We start from the raw sequence: 23732 nt of genomic DNA on the forward strand, positions 1-23732 counted from the left end.
GCGACTTTCCCTCGATAGCCACAACGCGGGTAAGGCGATGGGCTGTCGGTCACGGTGATGGACCCGCGACTGGCGGCAGTAATATCATGGAGCTATCAATACGTGTGCCATGGAGGCGAGACCCGTTGATCCCCGGCTATCACCTGGCACCGGCTTCCCCTACCACCCCGGTCGCCCGGCGCCGGAATCCATTGAGTAGAAGATGACGCCTCAGGACAACCGTTCCATCGAATTGTCGCTGGCTCAACTGGCCGCCCTGGACCGGGTGATGGCAATCGCCGAGTTCACCCCGGACGGCACCTTGCTGCGGGCCAACGATAACTTCCTGATGCTAATGGGCTACACGCTGGAACAGGTCACCGGTCGCCACCACCGCACGTTCTGCTCGGCCAAGCAGGTGCAGAGCGCCGACTATGCAGATTTCTGGCCACGCCTGCGCGATGGCGGCGGCAGTTCCGGGATTGTCGAGCGGATCCGCAGCGACGGCCGCAGTTGCTGGCTCGAAGCGACCTACACCCCGGTGTTCGACGGCCAGGGCGAACTGACCCAGATCCTCAAGATCGCCACCGATATCACCCCGCGCCTGGCCCTGGAGCGCATGCAGCAAGAGCGCCTGCGCATGTTGTCGCTGGTGGCCGACGCCAGCGATACGGCGGTGATGATCAGCGACAGCCAGCGCCGCATCGCCTACACCAACGCCGGCTTCGGGCGCATGTTCGGCTGGCAGGCCGAGGAGATCAAAGGGCGCAGCCCCATGGCCCTGCTGGTGCCGGAAAAGGACGAGCAAAGCATCGCCGAGTACTACGCCGAGCTGTACGCCGCCGGGTCCATGCAGCGCGAAGAGATCGTCGTCGGCAAGCACGGGCAACGCTACTGGGCCAAGGTCGTGAGCAACCCGGTGTTCGATGCAGGCGGCCATCTGCAGCACACCGTGACCCTGTTCACCGATATCACCCAGGCCAAGATGCACGAGGCCCTGCAACACCGGGTGCTCGAAGCCATGGCCCGGGAACAGCCGTTGACCGAAGTGCTGGAGCTGATCTGCCTGGAAGTGGAGCGCATCGCCCCGGAGCTGGCGGCCTCGATCCTGCGGGTCGACGACGAGGGGCAGTTGCATTCGCTGGCTGCGCCGAGCCTTCCGGGGGAATACAGCCGCCAGCTCAATGGCGTGCGCATCGGCCCGACGGTCGGGTCCTGCGGGACGTCGGCGTGGCGCAACGAAGCGGTACTGGTCGATGACATCCACAGCGATCCGCTGTGGGCCGACTACCAGGACCTGGCCAGCCAGCTGGGCTTTCGCAGTTGCTGGTCGACGCCGATCCGCAACAGCCAGGGCGCGGCCATCGGCACCTTCGCCTTCTATTTCCGTGAACCGCGCAACGTCGCTTCGGCGTTGTTCCACCAGCGCCTCGTGGACGCCTGTGCGCACCTGTGTTCCCTGGCCCTGGAGCGTGAGAACTCGCGCCAGCGGATCCGCCAGCTGGCCTATTACGACGCCCTCACCGGATTGCCCAACCGCAGCCTGCTGCAGGCCAAGGCCGACCAGGCGATCGCCAGCGCGGACCGCAATAACGAGCAGGTCGCGGTGCTGTTCATCGACCTCGATCGCTTCAAGCAGGTCAACGACTCCCTTGGCCATCCGGCCGGCGACGAACTGCTGCGCCAGGTGGCGAAGCGGATGCGCAGCGAGCTGCGTGCCTCCGATATCGCCGGGCGGCTATCGGGCGATGAATTCGTGGTGATCCTGCCGCAATGCGACGGCGACCATGCCGCCGATGCGGTGGAGCGCATCCAGCTGCTGCTCAGCGAACCGCTGACCATCGCCCAGACCCACCTGGCAATTTCCGCCAGCGTCGGCGTGGCCATGTATCCCGCCGATGGCTGCGATGTCGAAACCCTGCTGCACCGCGCCGACATGGCCATGTACCAGGCCAAGAGCAGTGGTCGCGGCTGCTTCAGCTTCTTCAGCAGCGAGCTGAACAAGCTCGCCCAGGAGCGCCTGGCCCTGGAAAACGCCCTGCGCGAGGCCTTGCAGAAAGACCAGTTGCGCCTGCATTACCAGCCGCAAGTGGAAATGGCCACTGGCCGTCTGTACGGCGTGGAAGCCTTGGCGCGCTGGACCCATCCGCAACTGGGCGAGATCTCCCCGGCGCGTTTCATTCCGCTGGCAGAGGAATGCGGACTGGTCGCCGACCTGGGACGCTGGGCATTGCGCGAGGCGTGCCGGCAGTTGTCCGAATGGCGTGCCCGGGGCCTGGCGGTGCCGGCGGTGGCGGTAAACCTGTCGCCGACCAGTTTCCATAACCTCGACCTGCCACGCATGATCGCCGATACCTTGCGCAGCCATGACCTGGCCCCGGCGGACCTGACCCTGGAACTGACCGAGAACATCCTGCTGGACACCAACCCGAGCACCATGAAGACCATCGACGAGGTACATGCCCAAGGGGTGCGCCTGTCGATGGATGACTTCGGCACCGGGTATTCCAGCCTGAGCTACCTGCGGCGCCTGCCGGTGTCGGAACTCAAGCTCGATCGCAGTTTCGTCGCCGACATCGAAACCGATGAAGCGGCCCGGGCCTTGAGCAACGCGATCCTCGGCATCGGCCGCAGCCTGCACCTGACGGTGGTGGCGGAGGGCATCGAGACCGAATCGCAGAGTGTCTGGCTGGAGAAGCAGGGTTACCCGGTTGCGCAGGGCTATCTGTTCTCGCCACCGCTGGCGCCTGATGCGCTGGCCCGGTGGCTGGAGGAGCGGGTGGTGGTGATGGGGGAGGCTTAAGTTCTGGGGTGACTTTCAGGGCCTCATCGCTGGCAAGCCAGCTCCCACAAGGACCTGTGGGAGCTGGCTTGCCAGCGATGAGGCCCTGAAGATCACCAGAGCGCCAAGGTGTAACTCACGATCAAGCGGTTCTCGTCCAGATCATTGCCGAAGTGGCTGGAGCGCACCGTCGCATTCCTCCATTTCACCCCAAGGTTCTTCAGCGGTCCGCTCTGGATCACATAGCCGATATCCGTATCCCGCTCCCATTCCTTTCCGTCCGGTCGTCCTGCACCGAGGTCGATAGCGTCGCCACTCAGGTAGCGGGTCATGAAGGTCAGCCCGGGAAGCCCGACGCTGGCGAAATTGAAGTCATAGCGCGCCTGCCACGAACGTTCGTCCTTGTTGGCGAAGTCGCCGATCTGCACGAAGTTCACCAGGTATGCGTCGGCGCCATTGATGTAGGCGAAGCCGGTATCGCCGCTCATGCGCTGGTAACCCAGGCCGAAGGCATGGCCGCCGATGCCGTAGGTGAACATCGCGCCCAGGGCCTTGTTGTCGACATTGCTGGCGCCGTCATCCAGCGAGCGGGCAAAGCGCAGGTCGCTCTTCAACGTCTGCCCGCCGCCCAGCGCCCAGGTGTGGCCGAGGCCGAGCATGTGCTGGCGATACAGGTGCTCGAGTTCGCCGTAGCTGTAGCTGGTGCTCAGGCTGTCGGTCCACTTGTAGTTGAGGTGGCCGAAGTTGAAGCGGTCGCTGGCATTGGAGCGGGTAACGATGCCCTTCGCCGCTCCGGTGGTGAGGCTGATGTCCTCGTAGTCCTGGGAGTCGCGCTGGTTGACCTGGCGCAACTGGCCGAGGTCGAGGCTCAGGTTGCTGATTTCCTGAACCGTGAGCTGCCCACCTTCGAAAACCTGTGGCAGCAGGCGCGAATCGTTGGGCATCAGTACCGGCAACTTGGGAATCAACGTACCGAGTTTGAGCACGCTGTTGGACGCGCGAACCTTGGCGGTCAGGCCGAGGTCGCCATAGCTGTCCTGGGCACGCCTGGGCGCTTCGCGGTCACGTTGCAGCAGGCCGCTGCCGGCGCGGTCCGGGCTGGAGTCGAGCTTGAGGCCGAGCAGGCCGATGGCATCGACGCCGAAACCCAGGGTGCCCTCGGTAAAGCCGGATTCGTAGCGCAGCAGGAAGCCCTGGGCCCATTCGTCGATCTTCGACTGGGCGGCGCCATCCTGGCGAAAGTCGCGATTGAAATAGAAGTTGCGCATTTCCAGGCTGGCCTTGCTGTCGTCGACAAAGGCGGCCTGGGCCTGGCAGCAGAGGAGGGCGAGGGCCAGCGGGGTAAGGGTGCGGTACATGCTTGGGATCTCTTGTTGTTGTTATGGAATCAGTGACTGGACGCGGCAGCGGCACCGAGGCCGGTCTGGGCGCGGACGAACTGGTCGTCGAAGGCCTCGCGTTCACGGGCCGCGCGAGCGCTGTTGTCGAGCAGCGAGACGACCACGGTGACCAGGAACGCCAGCGGCATGGAGAACAGCGCCGGATGGTCGTAGGGGTAGATGGCCTGGGCGTTGCCCAGCACGGCGACCCACACTGCCGGCGACAGGATCACCAGCACCAGCGCGCTGACCAGCCCGGTAAAGCCACCGGCCAGGGCGCCGCGGGTGGTCAGGCCTTTCCAGTACATGGCCATGATCAGCACGGGGAAGTTGGTCGAGGCGGCGATGCCGAAGGTCAGGCCGACAAGGAAGGCGATGTTCTGGTTCTCGAACAGCAGGCCCAGGCAGATCGCGACCAGGCCAAGGCCTACGGTGGCGAAGCGGGTCACGCGCATTTCCTGTTGCTCGGTCGCGCGGCCTTTCTTCAGCACCGTGGCGTACAGGTCATGGGAAATCGCCGAGGCCCCGGCCAGGGCCAGTCCGGAGACCACCGCCAGGATGGTGGCGAAGGCCACTGCCGAGAGGAAACCGAGGAACAGGTTGCCGCCCACCGCCTTGGCCAGGTGCATGGCGACCATGTTGCCGCCGCCGATCAGCGCCGCCTTCACATCGCCACCGACGAAGAACTGCGGGTCGGTGCCGACGATGACGATGGCCGCATAGCCGAGGACCATCACCACCAGGAAGAAGAAACCGATGAAACCGGTCGCGTAGAACACCGATTTGCGCGCTTCCTTGGCGTTGGGCACGGTGAAGAAGCGCATCAGGATATGCGGCAGCCCGGCGATGCCGAATACCAGGCCGAGGGACAGCGAGGCGGCATTGATCGGATCAGCCAGCATCGAGCCGGGGCCCATGATGTTCCAGCCCGTGGCATGGGCCTGGACCGCGCGGGCAGCCAGGGTTTCGAAGCTGAAGCCGAATTCGGCCATCGCCAGCAGTGCCAGGGTGGTGCCGCCGACAAGCAGCAGCACGGCCTTGATGATCTGCACCCAGGTGGTGGCGATCATCCCGCCGAAGATCACGTAGACCAGCATCAGCACGCCCACCACCATCACTGCCGTGCGGTAGTCGAGGCCGAACAGCAGCTTGATCAATTGCCCCGCACCGACCATCTGCACCACCAGGTAGCAGCACACCACGGTCAACGAGCCGAAGGCGGCGAAGGTGCGGATGCGGGTCTGGTCGAGGCGGTAGGAGACGATGTCGGCGAAGGTGAAACGCCCGAGGTTGCGCAAGCGCTCGGCCATCAGGAAGGTGATGATCGGCCAGCCGACGAAGAACGCCACGGTGTAGATGAAGCCGTCGTAACCCTTGGCGAAGACCAGGCTGGACAGGCCCAGCAGCGTGGCGGCGGACATATAGTCACCGGCAATCGCCAGGCCGTTCTGGAAACCGCTGATACCGCCGCCGGCGGTGTAGAAGTCCGAGGTCGACCGGGTTTGCCGGGCGGCCCACCAGGTGATCGCCAGGGTACCCAGGACGAAGACGAAGAACATGCCGATGGCATGCAGGTTGACTGGCTGTTTTTCCGCGCCCATCGGCGCGGCGAGGGCGAGCGCCGGGGCCAAGAGGAGGGCGCCGAGGCAGAGCAGGTAGCGGCTCATTTCAGTTCCTCCAGCAGTTGGCTGCTCATGGCGTCGAAGCGGGTATTGGCGCTGCGCACGTACCAGCCGGTGAGCAGCCAGGACAGCACGATCAGCGCTGCCGCCAGCGGAATGCCGAGGGTCAGTTGGCGGCCCTCGGCCAAGGGTGCATGCAGCCAATGCGGCTGGAAGGCCACCACCGCCATGAACAGGTAGTAGGCGCCCAGTACGGCGGCGCTGAGGGACCAGGACAGGCGCGAGCGCTCGCGCACCAGGCGCTGGAATTTCGGATTGGCGCGAATCCGCGCGCAGCGTTGGGCATGGGACAGATCGGTGCTGCTCATGGGTGGTGCTCCTTGGTTTTTCTTATGGTTGTGGTCCGGCACTTTTTTCGGCGTGCAGGTGGTCGTGGCGGCGGGCAGGGCCCGTCACCGGATTCGCGGATGAAATGCGGCTGGCGCGTCTAGGCGCCGGGGATAGGTGTTCGGAAGAGGGAGGGAGGACGGCTGGCGATGGAATGAGGAATCGACATGTGAGGCACCCGGCGGCTGATTGTTAGCTCTTGATGGTTGCTGCTTCCCTGTCGAGGGGAGGCTCCGGGGAGTTATATAACAGTCTTGAGTTTATATGGAAGTAATACCTGCTATATATAGTATTTACACTATATTTAATTTGGATTTTATTGGGGTTTTTAGCCAAGGTGAGGCTGCTTAATGGATTAGTTACCAGATGGTCGGTTGCTGCTGATGGCCCTATCGCTGGCAAGCCAGCTCCCACAGTGTCCGCGGCGCTGCCGAACCTTGTGGGAGCTGGCTTGCCAGCGATGAGGCCAACACGGCCCTCAGCCAACCTCCGCCAACCGCGCCATCACGATTCCAGCTTCTTCCCGCAACGCCCCGCAAAACGCTTCCACGAACCCCGAAGACGCCCGAAACTCCGGCCGCACCAGCATCACCCGATACGGAATCGATACCTCCAGCCGCCGCACCTGCAAGCCTCGCCCGGCCTCGCGCAGCGCGCTCAGCGGATTGATGATCGCCACCCCCAGCCCTTCACGCACCATGGCGCACACCGACGCGGCATTGGTCGTCTCGATCACCGTATGCCGCTCGACCCCGGCCTGGCGGAATTGCTCGTCCAGTTGCTGACGATAGATATCCCGCCCGGCCAGGTTGATAAAGGCCACGCCCTGGAAATCCGTCACTGCCAGGCGCTCGCGTTCCAGCAACCCATGGCCGTCGGGCAGCACGCAGAGCATATCGGCGCTGAACAGCAATTCACCCCGGGTTCCACGCGGCACCTGCTCACCCTCGGTCAACCCAAGGTCATGGCGCTGGGCGCTGAGGGATTCCTCCAGCAGTGGTGACTCCTGGGCGCTGATGCACAGCCCGACGCCGGCATGTTCGCGCTGGAACTGCTTGCACACCCGGGGCAGCAGGGTCTGGGAAAATAGCGGCAGGCAGGTCAGGTCCAGTTGTCCGTGCTCGAAGCGACGCATCGACTCCACGATGCTGTTGATCCGCTCCAGTCCGACATAGGAGCGTTCCACTTCCTCCAGCAGCATCAGCGCCTGGGCGGTAGGCAGCAGGCGCCCGCCCTGGCGATCGAACAGCTTCAGGCCGCTGAGGTTCTCCAGCCGCGCCAGCTCTCGGCTAACGGTCGGCTGCGAGGTAAACAGCAGGCGCGCAGCTCCGGTAACACTGCCGGCCAGCATGATGGCGCGGAAGACTTCGATATGACGGACGGAAAGGGACATGGCGGCGGGTCTGTTCGAAAAGAGGTGCATATCAGAACTGAATGATCCGACAAAGAATAGATATTTTTCTGAATGGATGCCGTTCGGCATCATGGCGATCTTTCCATTCCGCAGGATGTTTCCCGCAATGACCACGCCATCCGCCCTGGCCGCCGCCGCCCAGCAATTCCCCACGCCGTTCTGGACCTACGACGCCGCCGTGATCCGCGAGCGCATCGCGCGCCTGGACTGCTTCGATGTGGTCCGCTTCGCTCAGAAGGCCTGCTCCAACCTGCATATCCTGCGCCTGATGCGCGAGCATGGCGTGCGCGTCGATGCGGTGTCCCTCGGTGAGCTGGAGCGTGCAGTGTTGGCCGGCTACACCCCGGAAGGCGACCCGGCGGGCGTGGTCCTGACCTGCGACCTGCTGGACCAGCCGACCCTGGCCCGTGTCGTCGAGCTCAAGGTCGAGGTCAACTGCGGCTCCATCGACATGCTCCGCCAGTTGGGCGAGCGCTCGCCGGGCCACCGCGTCTGGCTGCGCATCAACCCGGGCTTTGGCTATGGCCACAGCCGCAAGACCAACACTGGCGGCGAAAACAGCAAGCACGGTATCTGGCATGACGAAGTGGGCGACGCCCTGGCGGTGATCCGTCAATACGGCCTGCACCTCGTCGGTATCCACATGCACATCGGCTCTGGCGTGGACTACGGCCACCTGGCCCAGGTCGGCGGGGCGATGGTCGCCACCATCAAGTCGCTGGACCACGATATCGAGGCGTTCTCCATCGGTGGTGGCCTGTCCACGCCGTACCGCGACGGCGATGTGGCCGTGGATGTGCAGCGCTACGCCAGCACCTGGCAGCAGGCGCGGGAAGAGATCGAGGCGTTCCTTGCTCATCCGGTGCGCATGGAGATCGAACCGGGGCGTTTCCTGGTGGCCGAGTCGGGTCGCCTGGTGACCGAGGTGCGGGCGGTGAAGCGGGCGGGCAGCCGCCAGTTCGTGCTGGTGGATGCCGGTTTCAACGACCTGATGCGTCCGGCCATGTATGGCGCGTACCACCATATGAGCGTGCTGGACGCCGCGGGCCGTCCCGAAGTGGAGTGCGTGGTGGGTGGGCCGCTGTGCGAATCCGGCGATGTCTTCACCCAGGACGACCAGGGCCTGGTCCCGCGCCTGCTGCCGCAGCCGCAGGTGGGTGATCTGCTGGTGATGCATGACACCGGGGCCTATGGCGCGTCGATGTCGTCCAACTACAACAGCCGGCCGCTGCTGGCCGAGGTGATGCTGGATGGCGCCGAGGTGAAGCTGATTCGCCGGGCGCAGCCGCTGGCTGATCTGCTGGCGCTGGAGCAGGGTTTGTAATTCCGGATCTTCATTGCTAATGATGGCCTCATCGCTGGCAAGCCAGCTCCCACAGGGATTGTGGGAGCTGGCTTGCCAGCGATGAGGCCATGAGCAGCACTGCAAGGTCAGATCAGAACTCGATTTCCTGAGCGTTCACCACCCGACAAAACGCCCCCGCCAACGTCCCGTTGTGATGCGCCACGATCGCCTCGGCGCTCAACCCCGGCGTATCCGAACAGCTATGCCCATCCGCCACCAGCACTGCCGGGAACCCCAGGTCTCCCGCCGCACGGCAGGTGCTGTCCACGCAGTACTGCGTCTTCATCCCGGCAATCACCACGCCCGTGGCGCCACATTCCCTGAGCATTTCTACCAACCCTGTGCCGACAAAGGCATTGGGCCGGCGTTTTTCGAATACCTGCTCGCTGCCATCCAGGCGCAGGTCGGGGATCAATTGCGTAAGTGCGCTGTCCGGTGCCAACGGCGAGCCTTCAGGCCCCATATGCCGGGCCAGAAACACTGGCGCGCCAGCGGCATGGGCTTTGTCCAGCAGGGTATTCACCGCCTCGAGCATGGCTTCGCCGCGCCACGGTTTATCCGGGCCATGTACCAGGCCAACCTGCAGATCGAGAATCAAGAGTGCATCCATGGGTATCGCTCCTTGTGATAGGCCAGCGACGCCGGCGCCCCAACGAAAAAGGCCCCGTCCATCGCTGGCGGGGCCTTTCGGGTGTGGCTGTCAGCAGCTCAGGAACACCCGCATACCCCGCCGTTGGCGGTGGTAGTGGTAGTGGTCGAGGTGCTGTGGAAACGGTTCATGGGATGGACAGTAGCCTGACCACAAGGTGACGGCAACAAAGGCGTCGAGATCGACCTGATATTTCTGTCAGGTGTGGGAAAAACCGACCAGCCATAGACTGGGCCTGCGCGTTTCGGCGAGTCGCCGATGCAGGCCTGGCGTGTAGCTGCCGCGTCCGGCCTTCTTCGAACCCTGCGGGGGCGAAGCATCCCCTTGAATGCAGCCGAATCTGGAGACGACATCATGGATGTCAAGACGCTTGCCCAATACCTGGATATCAATGCTGAAAGCGTGATCGACCATAAGCTGCTGGACGGTGCTGCTGTCCTTCGAGTCGATCTGAGCAAGGAACCGCAGTTGCTACAGCCCGGCACCTCCCGGGGCACTCCGGCGGCCGACCTGCCCGAGGAAGGTGTCTTTGCTGCGGAACTCACCGTGGATGGGGTTCCTCGTCCATTCTCGGCACAACACATCAAGACAGGGCGCAACAAGATAATCCATGAAGACGACGGGACTTACGAACCGGTGCCTGCCTGGTTGATCGTCGCAAACATGTACCATCCGAACTGCACCTATGATGCCGCCATCGAGAAAATCAGTATCTGGTCCAAGAACGCCCATTCGGGGCTGGATCACGACTTGAGTGAGCCTGATCATTCGAAGCGCCCCATCTTCATGTACGCACTGGGCTATGCAATTGAAAATTCCGCAATCAATCTGATCGTGACCTGGGCAACAGCCGGCAACTTCTGGTTCCAGCATTACGCCGACGTGGAGAACGGCAAGGTCCTGACCGGTAGATTCAACGACGTGCAGTTCCGCATGCCCAACTGCCATGAGTATCTTGACCAGGCACCGGATCGTGAATTCGAGGTGTCGCTGCCTTCTGGCTCCTACAACCTGAGGGGCACCTGGTAAGTCAGGGGCAAGTGGCGTGGATGCTTTTGTGTCCACGTCACTGTTGTCCACTTCATCGAGCAACCGCTGATCTGGTTGATTACAACCCTCACAGCACTGCCAACGCCCGGCTCACCACCATCCCGGCCATGCCCAGGAGGCAGGCGAGGGCGATGGCATAGGCCAAGGTTCGCCACGGTTGCCATTGCAGCAGGTAGCACAGGGTATGGGCGATTCGCGCGGCCGTGAATACGCAGAACAACGCCAGGCTCGTGCTGGTGGCGGTGTCCAGCACCACGCACAGGCCGCCAAGCACGAAGAACAGCGGGATGTTTTCCAGATCGTTGGCCCAGGCCCTGGCTGCCCGCGTGACCTGGGGCAACTCCTCGGGGCTCGCCTGGCGGCCGACGAAGCGGGCGTCTTCAGCATTCTGGAAGGTCAGGCGACTGATGCGGTGATAGCCCTGATAGCAGGAGATGCCGAGCATCTTCAGGAACAGGATCACGACAGACAGGGCATAGAAGGGCAGCAGCGCGCTCATGTTCATTCCTTTGAAAGTGATGGCGGTGACGCAGGCTAACAGCTAGCCGGGCGGGGCACCTGATATTTCTGTCAGGTGTGGGAAAGGTAACGCAGACATAGACTGGCCTCGCGCATTTCGGCGACCTCGCCGATGAAGCCCGGTCGTGTCGCTGCCATGTGTCGGGCTTCTTCCAACCTTAGGGTGACGAAGCATCCCATTGCTAGCAGCGTTAACAGGATTGGACATCATGGATATCAAGACGATTGCCCTGCTGTCAGGGGTAAAGCCGGAAAGCGTGGTCGAGCACAAGCATGTGAACGGCGCCGACCTGATGCGCATTGCTCTGAAGAATGAGCCGGGGTTGCGTCGCAGCCTGGCGGCGCGTGCTGACGATATTTTCGATCTCGATTTCGTGCTCGATGGCGCCGCACCTCGCAAGTTCGTTCCGGACCAGCTCGACAAGGAGCGCAACAACTCGTGGTACAGCCCTGGCGAAGTACCGATGCCGGGGTGGAATCTGCGTGCGGAGGTCTATCCGCCGAATAGTTCCTACGGCGTCATCCTGGAGAAGGTGAGCATTTGGGTCTTCGACCACCACGATGGTCCGTACGACCTGTCCGTTGCCGATGAAATACTCGCCCGACCCTGGATGAGGTATAGCCTGGGATTCCAGACGGAAGCCGACTACATCTCGATGATCGGCGTCAATCCCGTCTCCGGGATCATCGAGGTCAGCAGCACGCCGGTGGTTAAGGGCAGCATGCGTTTGAACGGTGCACTGTCCAACGTGGTGTTCAACATGCCCAACTGTCACGACGTTATCGAGCAGGCACCTGATCGTGCATTTGTCGTGACACTTCCGAGTGGTTTCTATGAGTTGTACGGGCAACTGTAAGTGGTGGAGGCAGCCGGGGCGCTGGTAGTACCTGATATTTCTGTCAGGTGTGGGAAAAATCGGCCCGTCATAGACTGGCCCTGCGCATTTCGGCGGCCACGCCGATGAGGGCCGGTCGTGTCGCTGCCATGCACCGGTCTTCTTCGAGCCCGGCAGGGGCGAAGCATTCCACTTATTGCAGTGCTATTTGGAGAGAACATCATGGATCTCACAGTGAATCCTAGATGGTTGGGTGTGAAGGAAGACAGCGTGCTTGAACATCGTCAGGTCAATGGTGCGGATATCTTCCGCGTCCGTTTGGACAATGAGCCGCAGTTGCGCCAGGCCTTCGAATCCCGTGCCGCTGCAAAGGCGCAGTTACCTGATGGTGATGATTTCAAGACGGAATACGTGCTCGATTCCGAAATTCGAATGTTCGACGCCCAAGGCATGGACAAAAGGAGACTCCTCGAGGAGAACGTCCGGCTTTCGTGGCGCCTGCAAGCACAATCCTTCCCACCCCAAAGCGCTTTTGGAGCGGCGATCGAGTATTTTTCCTTTCTTATCTTCGATGAGTACTCTGGCGTGGAATTCGACTTGTCCGCTCCGCAGGATGGCTATCAGTCGAGAATGTTGAGTTATGTGCTGGGATACGAAAACGGCGATGACACCGTGACCCTGGTGAGTCGCAATGCAACAAGGGGAACCTTCAAATGCAACCACCAGCGCATTTCTCCCGACGCCATGGAGTTGATCGCCACCTTTCGGAATGTCGTGGTGGATATGCCGAATATTCACGACCTCTTCGAACAGGCACCTGATCGTCCGTTTCAGGTGTATGTGCGCTGGGGCACCTATGACCTGACTGGGTTCTCGCAAGACTAGGCCTCTCAGGAGACATCACCAACTACGGCATCAACGGTATCTTGTGAGGCGATCTTCACCAGCGGTCCGGGCAAGGTTTATCCGGACTGCTGGCCTTTCCCGATTTCCCCGAACAACCATTCCCGGAATACCTCCAGCGCCACCGGCACTTCTCCCGGCCGGCTGACGAGCACATAGCGCTCGCTGAGTTGTGTCACTTCCGGCCACGGCGCACGCAGCCGATCCTGAGCCAGGTCCTCCTCGACATACAGGCGCGGCACCAGCGCCACGCCCATGCCGGCGCGGGCGGCGTCGATCAGCAGGGAGAAGCGGTCATAGCGCGGGCCTGTTTCATGCTGGGGCAACTCGATGCCGCTGTGCTGCGCATACGCTGCCCATTGCTCGCCATCCTCATGCTTGTGCAACAGTGGTAGTTCGGCGGGCGCACGCCCGGCCAGACCGGGATGGCAGACCGCAAGCAGCGGCGCCTGGAACAACGCCTGCACCTGCATAGCGCTCCAGGCCGGGTGCTCGATATTGATCGCTGCGTGCAGCTCGCTGTCGGCCAGGTTAAACGGCTCGGTGCGTTCACGAAGGTTGATCCGGACCTGCGGATGGCGCTGATGAAAATCCGCCATGCGTGGAATCAGCCAGCGGCTGGCAAAGGTCGGGATCACGCCGATTTCCAGCGGCGCATCGACCCGGGCATCGGCCTGCAGCTGGCGGGTCCGGCGTTCGATCATGTCCAGTGCTTCGCGCATTTCGGCGGCATAGCGGGCGCCAAGATCGGACAGTTCGACGCGATTGCCCACCCGGTGGAAAAGACGCACGCCGACCTGCTCCTCCAGCTTGGCGATCTGTCGGCTGATGGCGCCTTCGGTGAGGGAAAGCTCCTGGGCGGCGCGGGCAAAGCTCTGATGGCGGGCTGCTGCCTCGAGGGCGAGCAGGGCGGTGGTACCGGGGAGACGTCGTGTCACGGGAGATGCGGTCCTTGCGCGGAGGGCGACAGGATGACGCATGGGCAAGCTGCCTTGCAAAATTTTCGGTAACGATTGCGCGGCCGCGATCATTAGCATTCCTCATCCAACAACAACGGAGCCATGAGGGTGATGAGGACTATCGATCGGGTACTGCTGGAGGCCGGGCTGCTGGTGCCGTTCTGGCTGTTTTTCGGGGTGTTGATCACCGCCAGCCAGTTTCCGGGCTATAGCCATATGGACCTGGCCATGAGTCAGTTGGGGGCTGTGGGCGCACCGACCCATGATGTTTCCCCCTGGGTGAACAATCTGCCGCTGGGGGTGTTGTTCGTGCTATGCGGCGCCGGACAGCTCCGGCGCTTTCAGGATTCACGGCTGGCCTGGATCGCAGCGCTGCTGGTCGTGGTCCATGGCCTGGCCAGCATGAGTGCCGGCTATTTCCCCTGCGATCAGGGCTGTGTGCCGGCAGAGCCTTCGTTCTCCCAGCGCATGCATAACCTGTCCGGGCTGGTGATGTTCCTCTCGCTGACCCTGGCCAGTGCGTTGTGGATTTTCCTGGGCAGGCGCTTGCTCGGTTCGCCGGGCTTTTCCCGCTTCTCGTTGCTGTGCACCGTGCTGGCGCTGGTCACTGTCGGGCTGATGGCCGCGGCGATGGAGAGCGGGCATGGCTTTGGCCTGTACCAGCGCCTCAACTATGGCATCGCGGTGATCTGGCTGGCGGTGTTGGCGTGGATGAGCTTGCGCTGACGTTGCGGCTGGCGAAACCGGAGGGCGACGTGCCATCATGTAATAACATTGCATCTGTCAACGAGTATCGATTACGCATGTCTGCCACACCTTCAACCCGTCTTCACTCGATCGACGCCCTGCGCGGCCTGGTCATTCTCTTCATGCTGCTGGATCACGTGCGCGAAACCTTCTACCTGCACATGCAGGTCAGCGATCCCATGGACGTGAGCCAGACCGACCCGGCGCTGTTCTTCAGCCGCACCCTGGCGCACCTGTGTGCGCCGGTGTTCATTCTGCTGACCGGCCTTTCGGCGTTTCTCTACGGCGAAAAACAGCAGGGCAAGGCGGCGGTGTCCAGCTTCCTGTTCAAGCGCGGGCTGTTCCTGGTGGTGCTGGAGTTCACCCTGGTCAACTTCGCCTGGACCTTCCAGTTGCCGCCGAGCGTGATCTACCTCCAGGTGATCTGGGCCATCGGCCTGAGCATGCTGGCCCTCAGCGCCTTGATCTGGCTGCCGCGGGCGCTGCTGATCGGGTTGGGTGTGGTGCTGGTGGCGGGCATAACCTGCTCGATGGCGTGCATTTCCCGGTCGGGTCGGCGATGCATGTGCCTTGGGCGGTGCTGCATGATCGGGGCTGGATCGAAGCGGGGGAGGGGCTGCGGTTGCGTACGTCCTATCCGCTGCTGCCATGGATCGGGGTGATTGCCCTGGGTTACGGGATCGGGCCGTGGTTTGCCCGGGGCAGCGAGGCGTTGGTGCGGCGCCGGCGTCTGCTTCTGGCGGGCGGTTCGGCGCTGGCTTTGTTCCTTGTGCTGCGTCTGCTCAATGGCTACGGCGAGAAACCCTGGGCTGTCGGCGAGACGACGGTGCAGACGCTGATGAGCTTCTTCAACATCACCAAGTACCCGCCGTCGTTGCTGTTCCTGGCCTTGACCCTGGGCATCGGGCTGTTGCTGCTGGTGGCTTTCGAGCGGCGCAACGAGGGCCGGGCGGTGCGCTGGCTGGCGGTGTTCGGGCGGCGCCGATGTTCTTCTATCTGCTGCACCTGTATGTGTTGAAGGTGTTGTATGTGCTGGCCGTGGGATTGTTCGGGACAAACCAGGGGCAGTATTTCGGCTTCGATTCCGTCGCAGGGGTGTGGCTCGGGGCGGTGCTGCTGGCCCTGGCGTTGTACTTGCCGGTGCGCTGGTTTGCCCGGTTGAAGGCACGGCGGCGGGATATTGTTTGGTTGAAGTATTTGTAGATTGGCAACACGCACCCTGTGGGAGCTGGCTTGCCAGCGATAGCGGTAATGAATTCACCGACGCCATCGCTGGCAAGCCAGCTCCCACAGGGTTAGCGGTGCTCGTGAGGCCTGTATAGGTGTCGCATATCGCTACGAAATTCCCGCGATTTCCGACTTTTCTGTAGGCAATTTCCCAATCATACTTCCGCGCCTCGTTTGACGTTGCACTCCTGGAAATGGCTGCCTAGTCTTCGCCGGTCGCTGCTGCTTGGCGATCAGGTTTGGTCACCTGCACCTTTCTGGAACCGCTCGTCTTGAAGGACGATAGCGTCGGCTGCTGCTGTCATGGCGGCTGTGCGTGGAGCACCTTCGGGTGCGCCGGAGTGTGTTCCAGATGCCGGTTGACCAATCCGCGTACAGTCGTCACCCAATCGTTTGGTCACGTTCTGGGTGGCGGTTTCCGTCACTTTTCTGGAACGCCAACATGATCAAACCCGTACCCGATCCACCCCGCACCGCCCACACTCACTTCGCCACCTGCAACGGCACCCATCCACCGCTTTTCAGCGTCTGTGAAGGCGCCAGCATGGAAGATGTCCTCGTGCACCTGACCATGTCCCTGTCCTCGGCCTATGAAACCAACTACCAGGTCTGCGAATCGGCGAGCAAGCCGATGCAGAGTCTTGCCTGGGCGACCCAGCATTCGCTGGAGATCTGCCAGGCGTTGGTGGAGTCGTTGCTTAAGACGGCAGAGCGGAAGCAGGAAGAGGCTTGAGCCCCAAGCTCCAAAGCATGACGCGGACCCTGTGGGAGCTGGCTTGCCAGCGATTGCGGTGGTGGATCCACCATCGCTATCGCTGGCAAGCCAGCTCCCACAGGGTCCGCGTCGCGCACTGGATTTACGTGTGCTCCACTTGCGTGTCGATCAGAACGCCAACTTATACCCAATCAAGAACAACATCCCCGCCAGGCAAGGCCGCAACACCGCATCCGAAATCTTCCCGGTCAGATGGCTGCCGATATAGATCCCCGGCAACGACCCCAGCAGCAGATACCCCAGCAGCGACCAGTCCATGTTGCCCATGCTCGCATGCCCCAACCCGGCAACCAGGGTCAGCGGTACGGCGTGGGCGATCTCGGTGCCGACCAGCCGACGGGTAACCAGGTACGGATAGAGCAGGAACAACGCCACGGTGCCCAGCGCGCCAGCGCCGATGGAAGTGAGCGAAACCATCACCCCCAGCACCACACCGGTGATCACGGTCAGGATGTTGAGGCTGCGCCCGCTCAGATGATAGCGATCACCGGCATGCTTGTTGGCAAAGGCCTGGAGCCGGGATTTGAAGAGGATCGCCAGCGCCGTGAGGATCAGCACCACCGCCAGGCCCTGCTTGATGATGGCGTTGAGCGCGGCGGTGTCGGTGTTCAGGGTGCTGAGGAACCACAGGGTCGCTGCTGCCGCAGGCACGCTGCCCAGGGCCAGCCAGCCGGTGATGGCCCAGTCGATGTTCTTCTGCTTGCCATGGACCCAGACGCCACTGGCCTTGGTGATGGCGGCGTAGAGCAGGTCGGTGCCGACCGCGGTAGCAGGGTTGATGCCGAACCAGAGGAGGATCGGGGTCATCAGCGAACCGCCGCCGACGCCGGTCATGCCGACGATGAAACCTACAACCAGACCTGCAATGGTGAAACCAAACGAACCAACATCCATACGTTACCTGACACGCTCTAGATCGACGGGGCGGGCGCAGCATAACGGATGTTTTTATGCCCAAATATATTTGTATCGAATTAGCTTATAACCGATATCGATTCGACCTATGCATTGAAGTCGTCTCGGGTATGTGTCAGATGCATTTTTTGTTGCTCTTGAGGGCCTCATCGCTGGCAAGCCAGCTCCCACAGGGTTAGTGAGCTGCGCCCCGGATGTTGGACACTTTTGTCTAAAGCTATGCGGCTTGTGCTCTGTACGCTACAGGGCTCAGGCCGCCGAGCTTCATCTTGATACGTTCGTGGTTGTAGTAGCGGATGTAATCATCAATCCCAGCGCGTAATTGCTCGATGCTCTCAAATTTCTCGCGGTAGAAATACTCCGACTTCAGCGTGCCGAAAAAGCTTTCCATCGCCGCATTGTCCAGGCAGTTGCCCTTGCGCGACATGCTCTGTTCCAAGCCCGCTTCTTTCAAGCGCTGGCGGTAATCCGGATAGCGATAATGCCATCCCTGATCTGAGTGCAGCATCGGCTTACTGTCAGCCGGCAGCTTCTCCAGCGCTCGTTCAAGCATCGTTCCCACCAGGGTGTAACGCGGCCGAGTATCCGTTTGATAGGCCACGATCTCCCCGTTGTACAAGTCCAGAACTGGCGACAGATAAAGCTTTTCTCCAGCCACCTTGAACTCGGTAACGTCTGTCACCCATTTCTGATTCGGCTGATCAGCAGCGAACTCCCGGTTCATGGTGTTCGGCGATGCTTCGTCCATCAGCCCTCTGTACGACTTGTATTTCTTCGGTCGTACCGTGCACTTGAGGTCCAACTCGCCCATGAGGCGGCGCACTTTCTTGCCGTTGATCATGTGCCCTTTCTGGCGCAGCGCAGCGGTCATGCGACGATAACCATACCGGCCCCTGTGGTGCTCCTGAATGCCCCGCATCGCCTGTTTCAGTGGAGCGTACTTATCCTCGGCGCCCTCGTCCCCGAAGTAGGTGTAGTAAGTGCTACGAGGCAAACCAGCAGCGATCAGCAGGTATTTCAGCCTGAACTGTCGGCGCAGCGCGGTAATCAGCTGGGCTTTTTCCTTGCTGCCCGGATCTGCCTGAGCTTCGCCTCCTCTAACTCCTCGAGCTTTTTTAGGTAGGCGTTCTCCGCTTCAAGCATGCGAACTTTCTCTAGTAACTCTTTGGGCGAGAGGTCCTCGTTACGCACGGCTGCAGGCTTGGAGGACTTGGCGGAAGGCTTAGGCATGGTGCGGGTTGAACTCTTTTCTACAGAAAGCTGGTTTGCGAGCCCGTCACTGTAATACTGGCGCAGCCATCTGCCCAGCTGACTAGAGTTACCTAGGTTGAACAACGCTGCGGCGGCGCGCTGAGAAAGACGGTCATTTAGCATGCGGTGAAGCACCGTAATCTTGAATTCGGCGCTGTGGCGCTGATGGCGACGCTCAAGGCTGGACCTGCCGTGTTGCTGATAGGCCACGACCCAACGGCGAAGCAAGGTGGGATCTATCTGGAACTGGTTCGCCACATGACGGAAACCTCGGCCTCGCTTGAGGAAGGCTTCGATGGCGGACAACTTGAACTGCTTTGAATACTTGGTCATGCAAAACACCCCGGTGTTGGATTTTTTGTCCAACATCCGGGGCGCAGCTCATTAGCGGTGTGGGAGCTGGCTTGCCAGCGATGAGGCCCTGGAGAACACTGCAAATCCCGGGCTTTTTACGAAATCTTTATGCGCCAAGGCCTACGCCAATCTCGTCCCTTTACGCCTCTGCGCCAGAGAATTTCCCTACGCGGCAGCCGCCGCCGAACGGAGATTTCTCATGAGCATTCTGGACGGGGTGTCACTGCTGCTGGCAGTGGCGTTGTTGGTGTACCTGATGGTCGCGCTGCTGCGCGCCGATCGCGGCTAGGGAGCGGCCATGCACAGTTACGATTACGCATTGCTCCTGGCCTTCTTCGCCCTGGTGCTGCTGCCGGCACCCTGGCTCGGGCGCTTCTACTACAAGGTGATGGAGGGCCAGCGCACCTGGCTGAGCCCGGTGCTCGGCCCGGTAGAACGAGGCTGCTACTGCATCGCCGGGGTCGATACCCGGCAGGAACAGAACTGGAAGCAGTACGCCCTGGCCTTGCTGGTCTTCAACCTGGCCGGCTTCCTGTTGCTCTTCGCCGTGCTGCGCCTGCAGGCCTACCTGCCGCTGAACCCGCAACACCTGCCCGGCCAGGAATGGTCGTTGGCGTTCAATACTGCGGTCAGCTTCATGACCAACACCAACTGGCAGTCCTATAGCGGCGAAGCCTCGCTCAGTTACCTGAGCCAGATGCTCGGCCTGACCGTGCAGAACTTCGTCAGCGCCGCCACCGGCCTGGCCGTGCTGGTCGCGCTATGCCGCGGTATCGCCCGGCGCAGCGCCGGCACCCTGGGCAACTTCTGGGTGGACATGACCCGCGCCACCCTCTATGGCCTGCTGCCGCTGTGCCTGGTGCTGGCGCTGATCCTGGTGTGGCAGGGCGTGCCGCAGACCTTCAGCGATTACGTGCATGCGGTCACCCTGCAAGGCGCCGACCAGGTGATTCCCCTCGGCCCGGCCGCCAGCCAGATCGCCATCAAGCAACTGGGCACCAACGGCGGCGGCTTCTTCGGCGTCAACTCGGCCCACCCGTTCGAGAACCCGACGGCCTGGTCGAACCTGTTCGAAGTGGTGTCGATCATCCTGATCCCGGTGGCCCTGGTCTTCACCTTCGGCCATTACGTCAAGGACATGCGCCAAAGCCGGGCGATCATCGCCGGCATGCTCGCCCTGTTCCTGGTCGGCGGCGCCACCGCGCTGTGGGCCGAGTACCAGCCCAACCCGGCGCTGAGCAATCCGCAGGTCGAGCAAAGCGCGCCCCTGGAAGGCAAGGAAAGCCGCTTCGGCACCACCGGCAGCGTGCTCTGGACGGTGACCACCACCGCCGCCTCCAACGGCTCGGTCAATGCCATGCACGACAGCCTCAACCCGCTGACCGGCATGGTCGCGCTGGTCAACATGATGGTCGGCGAGGTGATTTTCGGCGGCGTCGGTGCCGGGCTCTACGGCATGCTGCTGAACGTGCTGATCGCGGTGTTCCTCGCCGGCCTGATGATCGGCCGCACCCCCGAATACCTCGGCAAGAAGCTCCAGGCGCGGGAGGTGCAACTGCTGGTGGCGACCCTGCTGGTGATGCCGGTCGGCGTGCTGATCCTCGGCGCCCTGGCCACCGCGTTGCCCGGGCCGGCCGCAAGCATCAGCAACCCCGGCGCCCATGGGTTCAGCCAGTTGCTCTATGCCTACACCTCGGCCAGCGCCAACAACGGTTCGGCCTTCGCCGGCCTGGGCGCCAACACCACCTTCCATAACCTGATGACCGGCCTTGGCATGTTGATCGGGCGCTTCGGCTACATCCTCCCGGTCCTTGCCCTGGCCGGCAGCCTGGCGCTGAAGAAGACCGCCCCGGTAGGGCAGGCCAGCTTCCCCACCCATGGTCCGCTGTTCGTCACCCTGCTGGTGGTCACCATCCTGCTGGTCGGTGGCCTGACCTTCCTCCCGGCGCTGGCCCTGGGCCCGATCGCTGAACACCTGAGCCTGGCCTTGCAAGGAGTCACCCCATGAACATGCCGCTTCGCGATGTGAAAACGGCACCAGCCAGCACTGCGCAAACGTCCTTCTCCGCCCTGTGGCGGCCAGCGCTGGTGCAGGCGTTCGTCAAGCTCGACCCGCGTCAGCTCAAGCGCGCCCCGGTGATGCTGGTGGTGGAACTGACTGCGATCTTCACCACGCTGCTGTGCCTGCTGCCCGATAACCAGGTGCCTACCGGCGTGGCGCTGCAGATCGCCCTGTGGCTGTGGTTCACCGTGCTCTTCGCCAACTTCGCCGAAGCCCTGGCCGAGGGCCGCGGCAAGGCCCGCGCCGACAGCCTCAAGGCCGGCAGCCAGGGCCTGAGCGCACGCCGGCGCACGGCGGCGGGCAGCTTCGAAGTGGTCGCCGCCACCGTCCTGCGCAAGGGCGATGTGGTGCGGGTCGAAGCCGGCGAGATGATCCCCGGCGACGGCGAGGTGATCGAAGGCATCGCTGCGGTCAACGAGGCGGCGATTACCGGTGAATCCGCGCCGGTGATCCGCGAGTCCGGTGGCGATCGCTCGGCGGTGACCGGCAGTACCCGCCTGGTCTCCGACTGGCTGCTGGTGCGCATCAGCAGCAACCCCGGCGAGTCGACCCTGGACCGCATGATCGCCCTGGTGGAAGGCGCCAAGCGCCAGAAAACCCCCAACGAGATCGCCCTGGATATCCTGCTGATCGGCCTGACCCTGATCTTCCTGATCGTGGTGGTGACCCTGCAGCCGTTCGCCCACTTCGCCGGCGGGGCGATCCCCACGGTGTTCCTCGTGGCGCTGCTGGTGACGCTGATCCCCACCACCATCGGCGGCCTGCTCTCGGCCATCGGCATCGCCGGCATGGACCGCCTGGTGCGCCTCAATGTGATCGCCCGTTCCGGCCGCGCCGTGGAAGCGGCGGGCGATGTGCACGTGCTGATGCTCGACAAGACCGGCACCATCACCTTCGGCAACCGCCGTTGCAGCGCGGTGTTCGCCGCACCGGGCATTACCGCCAAGGAGCTGGGCGAGGGCGCCTTGTACGCTTCACTGGCCGACGACACCGCCGAAGGCAAGTCCATAGTCGAATACCTGCGCCAGTTGCATGACTTCGTCGAGCCGGTCGCCGGGCAGTTCCAGCCAGTGGCCTTCAGTGCCGAAACCCGTCTCTCGGGAATCGACCTCGGGCCTCGTCGTTACCGCAAGGGTGCGGTGGATTCGGTGCTGGCCTTCGTCGGCATGCAGCGCCTCGACCTGCCGCCGGCCCTGGCCCGGGAAGTGGACAAGATCGCCCAGAGCGGCGGCACGCCGTTGCTGGTCTGCGTCGACAAGCGCCTGCTCGGTGTGATCCATCTCAAGGACGTGGTCAAGCCGGGGATCCGCGAGCGCTTCGCCGAACTGCGCAAGCTGGGCATCCGCACCGTGATGGTCACCGGCGACAACCCGCTGACCGCCGCCGCCATCGCTGCCGAGGCCGGTGTGGATGATGTGCTTGCCGAAGCCACGCCAGAGAAGAAGCTGGCGCGGATCCGCCAGGAACAGGACGAAGGCCGCCTGGTCGCCATGTGCGGGGACGGTGCCAACGACGCTCCGGCCCTGGCCCAGGCGGACGTCGGCATGGCCATGAACGACGGCACCCAGGCGGCCCGCGAGGCGGCCAACATGGTCGATCTCGACAGCGACCCGACCAAGCTGCTGGACGTGGTGCAGGTGGGCAAGGAACTGCTGGTGACCCGCGGTGCGCTGACCACCTTCTCCATCGCCAACGACGTGGCCAAGTATTTCGCCATCCTGCCGGCGCTGTTCGCCGCGATCTATCCGCAGCTTGGCGTGCTCAACCTGATGCAACTGGCCAGCCCGCAGAGTGCCATCGTCTCGGCGATCGTGTTCAACGCGCTGATCATCGTCGTGCTGATTCCCCTGGCGCTGCGCGGGGTACGGGTCAAGGCCGCCAGCGCCGCCCACCTGCTGCGCCGCAACCTGCTGATCTACGGGCTGGGCGGGCTGCTGGTGCCCTTCGCCGGGATCAAGCTGATCGACCTGCTGCTCAACGCCCTGCAACTGGTGTGAATTCGAGGACATGAACATGACGACCCATCTTCGCCCGGCCCTGAGCCTGTTGTTGCTGATGACCCTGGTGACCGGCGTGGTCTATCCGCTGGCGGTCACCGGCATCGCCCAGGTGGCCTTCCCCGAACAGGCCAATGGCAGCCTGCTGCGCGACGACCAAGGCCAGGTGCGCGGTTCGCGCCTGCTGGCCCAGCCGTTCAGCGGCGAGGCCTGGTTCCAGGCGCGGCCGTCGGCGGCGGACTACGCAACCGTGTCCAGCGGTGCGAGCAACCTGGCGCCGAGCAATCCGGCCCTGGCCAAGCGTATCGGCGACAGCGCCGGCATGCTGTTCAGCGCGGCGCAGGGGCCGGTGCCGCAGGCCCTGCTGACTACGTCCGGCAGCGGTCTCGATCCGCATCTGCCGCCCGAGGCGGTGGCCTATCAACTGGCCCGCGTGGCAGCGGCCCGACAAATCCCGCAGCAGGCATTGCAAGGACTGGTGGAGCAAGCCACCCTGCAACCTCTGGTCGGCCCGCCAGTGGTAAATATCCTCGCCCTGAACGCCGCCCTCGACCGCCTTGCGCCACTGCCGAAATAAGGA

20 protein-coding genes and 1 pseudogene are annotated in these 23732 nt (G+C 62.8%); 12 read left to right on the forward strand and 9 right to left on the reverse strand.

All coding sequences use genetic code 11. The features are described from left to right. Window positions 1–202 precede the first annotated feature (202 nt). Entirely contained in the window at window positions 203–2782 is a 2580-nt protein-coding gene (locus CSV86_RS05595; RefSeq protein ID WP_009405698.1) for a sensor domain-containing protein, read from the forward strand. Between the two features lie 92 nt (window positions 2783–2874). On the opposite strand, the gene CSV86_RS05600 is transcribed toward CSV86_RS05595, so the two are convergent. The 4 genes from CSV86_RS05600 to CSV86_RS05615 form a co-directional block, all read right to left on the reverse strand. Beyond that, window positions 2875–4119: an OprD family porin gene (locus tag CSV86_RS05600; protein WP_009405697.1), complete on the reverse strand. Its 1245-nt coding sequence runs from the start codon at window positions 4117–4119 to the stop codon at window positions 2875–2877. A 29-nt stretch (window positions 4120–4148) separates the two neighbouring features. Further along, a complete protein-coding gene (locus tag CSV86_RS05605; RefSeq protein ID WP_009405695.1) occupies window positions 4149–5807 on the reverse strand; it encodes a cation acetate symporter in 1659 nt (552 codons plus the stop codon). After that, complete coding sequence (locus CSV86_RS05610; protein WP_009405693.1) at window positions 5804–6130, reverse strand: DUF485 domain-containing protein; 327 nt, start codon at window positions 6128–6130, stop codon at window positions 5804–5806. The genes CSV86_RS05605 and CSV86_RS05610 overlap by 4 nt, the downstream gene beginning before the upstream one ends. A gap of 497 nt (window positions 6131–6627) precedes the next feature. Continuing rightward, window positions 6628–7542 (reverse strand): LysR family transcriptional regulator, encoded by a 915-nt coding sequence (locus CSV86_RS05615; protein WP_009405691.1) that lies wholly within the window; start codon window positions 7540–7542, stop codon window positions 6628–6630. A gap of 127 nt (window positions 7543–7669) precedes the next feature. Between CSV86_RS05615 and lysA the strand changes: the two genes are divergently transcribed. Next, window positions 7670–8887, forward strand: coding sequence for a diaminopimelate decarboxylase (gene lysA / locus CSV86_RS05620; RefSeq protein ID WP_009405689.1), 1218 nt, complete (start codon window positions 7670–7672; stop codon window positions 8885–8887). Between the two features lie 112 nt (window positions 8888–8999). Here the strand turns inward: lysA and CSV86_RS05625 are convergent, their stop codons facing one another. Continuing rightward, window positions 9000–9518, reverse strand: coding sequence for a cysteine hydrolase family protein (locus CSV86_RS05625; protein WP_009405687.1), 519 nt, complete (start codon window positions 9516–9518; stop codon window positions 9000–9002). Window positions 9519–9911: 393 nt separating this feature from the next. Here CSV86_RS05625 and CSV86_RS05630 point away from each other — a divergent pair, with 393 nt between their 5' ends. Beyond that, window positions 9912–10586: a hypothetical protein gene (locus CSV86_RS05630; protein ID WP_009405686.1), complete on the forward strand. Its 675-nt coding sequence runs from the start codon at window positions 9912–9914 to the stop codon at window positions 10584–10586. An 88-nt stretch (window positions 10587–10674) separates the two neighbouring features. On the opposite strand, the gene CSV86_RS05635 is transcribed toward CSV86_RS05630, so the two are convergent. After that, complete coding sequence (locus CSV86_RS05635) at window positions 10675–11106, reverse strand: MAPEG family protein (RefSeq protein WP_009405684.1); 432 nt, start codon at window positions 11104–11106, stop codon at window positions 10675–10677. A gap of 229 nt (window positions 11107–11335) precedes the next feature. Here CSV86_RS05635 and CSV86_RS05640 point away from each other — a divergent pair, with 229 nt between their 5' ends. Further along, the gene (locus CSV86_RS05640) at window positions 11336–11983 is read left to right on the forward strand and encodes a hypothetical protein (RefSeq protein WP_009405682.1); all 648 of its coding nucleotides are present in this window, start codon (window positions 11336–11338) and stop codon (window positions 11981–11983) included. Between the two features lie 201 nt (window positions 11984–12184). After that, window positions 12185–12847 carry a hypothetical protein gene (locus CSV86_RS05645; protein ID WP_009405674.1) on the forward strand — a complete coding sequence of 221 codons (663 nt, stop codon included), beginning with the start codon at window positions 12185–12187 and terminating at the stop codon, window positions 12845–12847. Window positions 12848–12924: 77 nt separating this feature from the next. Here the strand turns inward: CSV86_RS05645 and CSV86_RS05650 are convergent, their stop codons facing one another. Next, window positions 12925–13803, reverse strand: coding sequence for a LysR substrate-binding domain-containing protein (locus CSV86_RS05650; RefSeq protein WP_009405672.1), 879 nt, complete (start codon window positions 13801–13803; stop codon window positions 12925–12927). Between the two features lie 132 nt (window positions 13804–13935). On the opposite strand from CSV86_RS05650, the gene CSV86_RS05655 reads away from it, so the two are divergent. The 3 genes and pseudogenes from CSV86_RS05655 to CSV86_RS05665 all read left to right on the forward strand — a co-directional run bounded on the left by CSV86_RS05655 (window position 13936) and on the right by CSV86_RS05665 (window position 16531). After that, the gene (locus CSV86_RS05655) at window positions 13936–14550 is read left to right on the forward strand and encodes a DUF998 domain-containing protein (protein WP_009405670.1); all 615 of its coding nucleotides are present in this window, start codon (window positions 13936–13938) and stop codon (window positions 14548–14550) included. Window positions 14551–14627: 77 nt separating this feature from the next. Then, window positions 14628–15774, forward strand: a pseudogene (locus CSV86_RS05660) (acetyltransferase domain-containing protein). Window positions 15775–16240: 466 nt separating this feature from the next. Further along, entirely contained in the window at window positions 16241–16531 is a 291-nt protein-coding gene (locus CSV86_RS05665) for a hypothetical protein (RefSeq protein WP_009405666.1), read from the forward strand. A 150-nt stretch (window positions 16532–16681) separates the two neighbouring features. On the opposite strand, the gene CSV86_RS05670 is transcribed toward CSV86_RS05665, so the two are convergent. Together CSV86_RS05670 and CSV86_RS05675 are read right to left on the reverse strand one after the other, a co-directional pair. Beyond that, entirely contained in the window at window positions 16682–17467 is a 786-nt protein-coding gene (locus CSV86_RS05670) for a sulfite exporter TauE/SafE family protein (RefSeq protein ID WP_009405664.1), read from the reverse strand. A 238-nt stretch (window positions 17468–17705) separates the two neighbouring features. Further along, a protein-coding gene (locus CSV86_RS05675; RefSeq protein ID WP_376699732.1) for an IS3 family transposase occupies window positions 17706–19072 on the reverse strand; the annotation gives its coding sequence in 2 pieces (ribosomal slippage) (window positions 17706–18581 and window positions 18584–19072; 1365 coding nt in all). A gap of 220 nt (window positions 19073–19292) precedes the next feature. On the opposite strand from CSV86_RS05675, the gene kdpF reads away from it, so the two are divergent. Genes kdpF through kdpC form a run of 4 tightly spaced genes read left to right on the forward strand, consistent with a single transcriptional unit; the run spans window position 19293 to window position 23729 of the window. Further along, a complete protein-coding gene (gene kdpF / locus CSV86_RS05680) occupies window positions 19293–19382 on the forward strand; it encodes a K(+)-transporting ATPase subunit F (protein ID WP_037058438.1) in 90 nt (29 codons plus the stop codon). Between the two features lie 9 nt (window positions 19383–19391). Continuing rightward, window positions 19392–21101, forward strand: coding sequence for a potassium-transporting ATPase subunit KdpA (kdpA, locus tag CSV86_RS05685; RefSeq protein WP_009394446.1), 1710 nt, complete (start codon window positions 19392–19394; stop codon window positions 21099–21101). Further along, a complete protein-coding gene (kdpB, locus tag CSV86_RS05690) occupies window positions 21098–23152 on the forward strand; it encodes a potassium-transporting ATPase subunit KdpB (RefSeq protein ID WP_009394448.1) in 2055 nt (684 codons plus the stop codon). Before kdpA ends, kdpB begins: the two co-directional genes overlap by 4 nt. Window positions 23153–23168: 16 nt before the next feature. Then, window positions 23169–23729 carry a potassium-transporting ATPase subunit KdpC gene (kdpC, locus tag CSV86_RS05695; protein ID WP_009394450.1) on the forward strand — a complete coding sequence of 187 codons (561 nt, stop codon included), beginning with the start codon at window positions 23169–23171 and terminating at the stop codon, window positions 23727–23729. Window positions 23730–23732 lie beyond the last annotated feature (3 nt).

Source organism: Pseudomonas bharatica CSV86 (assembly GCF_000319305.2).
Classification (GTDB): Bacteria; Pseudomonadota; Gammaproteobacteria; order Pseudomonadales; family Pseudomonadaceae; genus Aquipseudomonas; species Aquipseudomonas bharatica.

What these genes read in the sequence shown, in the direction of transcription:
- CSV86_RS05595 (WP_009405698.1), top strand. Translation starts at nt 203, where the DNA reads ATGACGCCTCAGGACAACCGTTCCATCGAATTGTCGCTGGCTCAACTG.
- CSV86_RS05600 (WP_009405697.1), bottom strand. Translation starts at nt 4,119, where the DNA reads ATGTACCGCACCCTTACCCCGCTGGCCCTCGCCCTCCTCTGCTGCCAG.
- CSV86_RS05605 (WP_009405695.1), bottom strand. Translation starts at nt 5,807, where the DNA reads ATGAGCCGCTACCTGCTCTGCCTCGGCGCCCTCCTCTTGGCCCCGGCG.
- CSV86_RS05610 (WP_009405693.1), bottom strand. Translation starts at nt 6,130, where the DNA reads ATGAGCAGCACCGATCTGTCCCATGCCCAACGCTGCGCGCGGATTCGC.
- CSV86_RS05615 (WP_009405691.1), bottom strand. Translation starts at nt 7,542, where the DNA reads ATGTCCCTTTCCGTCCGTCATATCGAAGTCTTCCGCGCCATCATGCTG.
- lysA (WP_009405689.1), top strand. Translation starts at nt 7,670, where the DNA reads ATGACCACGCCATCCGCCCTGGCCGCCGCCGCCCAGCAATTCCCCACG.
- CSV86_RS05625 (WP_009405687.1), bottom strand. Translation starts at nt 9,518, where the DNA reads ATGGATGCACTCTTGATTCTCGATCTGCAGGTTGGCCTGGTACATGGC.
- CSV86_RS05630 (WP_009405686.1), top strand. Translation starts at nt 9,912, where the DNA reads ATGGATGTCAAGACGCTTGCCCAATACCTGGATATCAATGCTGAAAGC.
- CSV86_RS05635 (WP_009405684.1), bottom strand. Translation starts at nt 11,106, where the DNA reads ATGAGCGCGCTGCTGCCCTTCTATGCCCTGTCTGTCGTGATCCTGTTC.
- CSV86_RS05640 (WP_009405682.1), top strand. Translation starts at nt 11,336, where the DNA reads ATGGATATCAAGACGATTGCCCTGCTGTCAGGGGTAAAGCCGGAAAGC.
- CSV86_RS05645 (WP_009405674.1), top strand. Translation starts at nt 12,185, where the DNA reads ATGGATCTCACAGTGAATCCTAGATGGTTGGGTGTGAAGGAAGACAGC.
- CSV86_RS05655 (WP_009405670.1), top strand. Translation starts at nt 13,936, where the DNA reads ATGAGGACTATCGATCGGGTACTGCTGGAGGCCGGGCTGCTGGTGCCG.
- CSV86_RS05665 (WP_009405666.1), top strand. Translation starts at nt 16,241, where the DNA reads ATGATCAAACCCGTACCCGATCCACCCCGCACCGCCCACACTCACTTC.
- CSV86_RS05670 (WP_009405664.1), bottom strand. Translation starts at nt 17,467, where the DNA reads ATGGATGTTGGTTCGTTTGGTTTCACCATTGCAGGTCTGGTTGTAGGT.
- kdpF (WP_037058438.1), top strand. Translation starts at nt 19,293, where the DNA reads ATGAGCATTCTGGACGGGGTGTCACTGCTGCTGGCAGTGGCGTTGTTG.
- kdpA (WP_009394446.1), top strand. Translation starts at nt 19,392, where the DNA reads ATGCACAGTTACGATTACGCATTGCTCCTGGCCTTCTTCGCCCTGGTG.
- kdpB (WP_009394448.1), top strand. Translation starts at nt 21,098, where the DNA reads ATGAACATGCCGCTTCGCGATGTGAAAACGGCACCAGCCAGCACTGCG.
- kdpC (WP_009394450.1), top strand. Translation starts at nt 23,169, where the DNA reads ATGACGACCCATCTTCGCCCGGCCCTGAGCCTGTTGTTGCTGATGACC.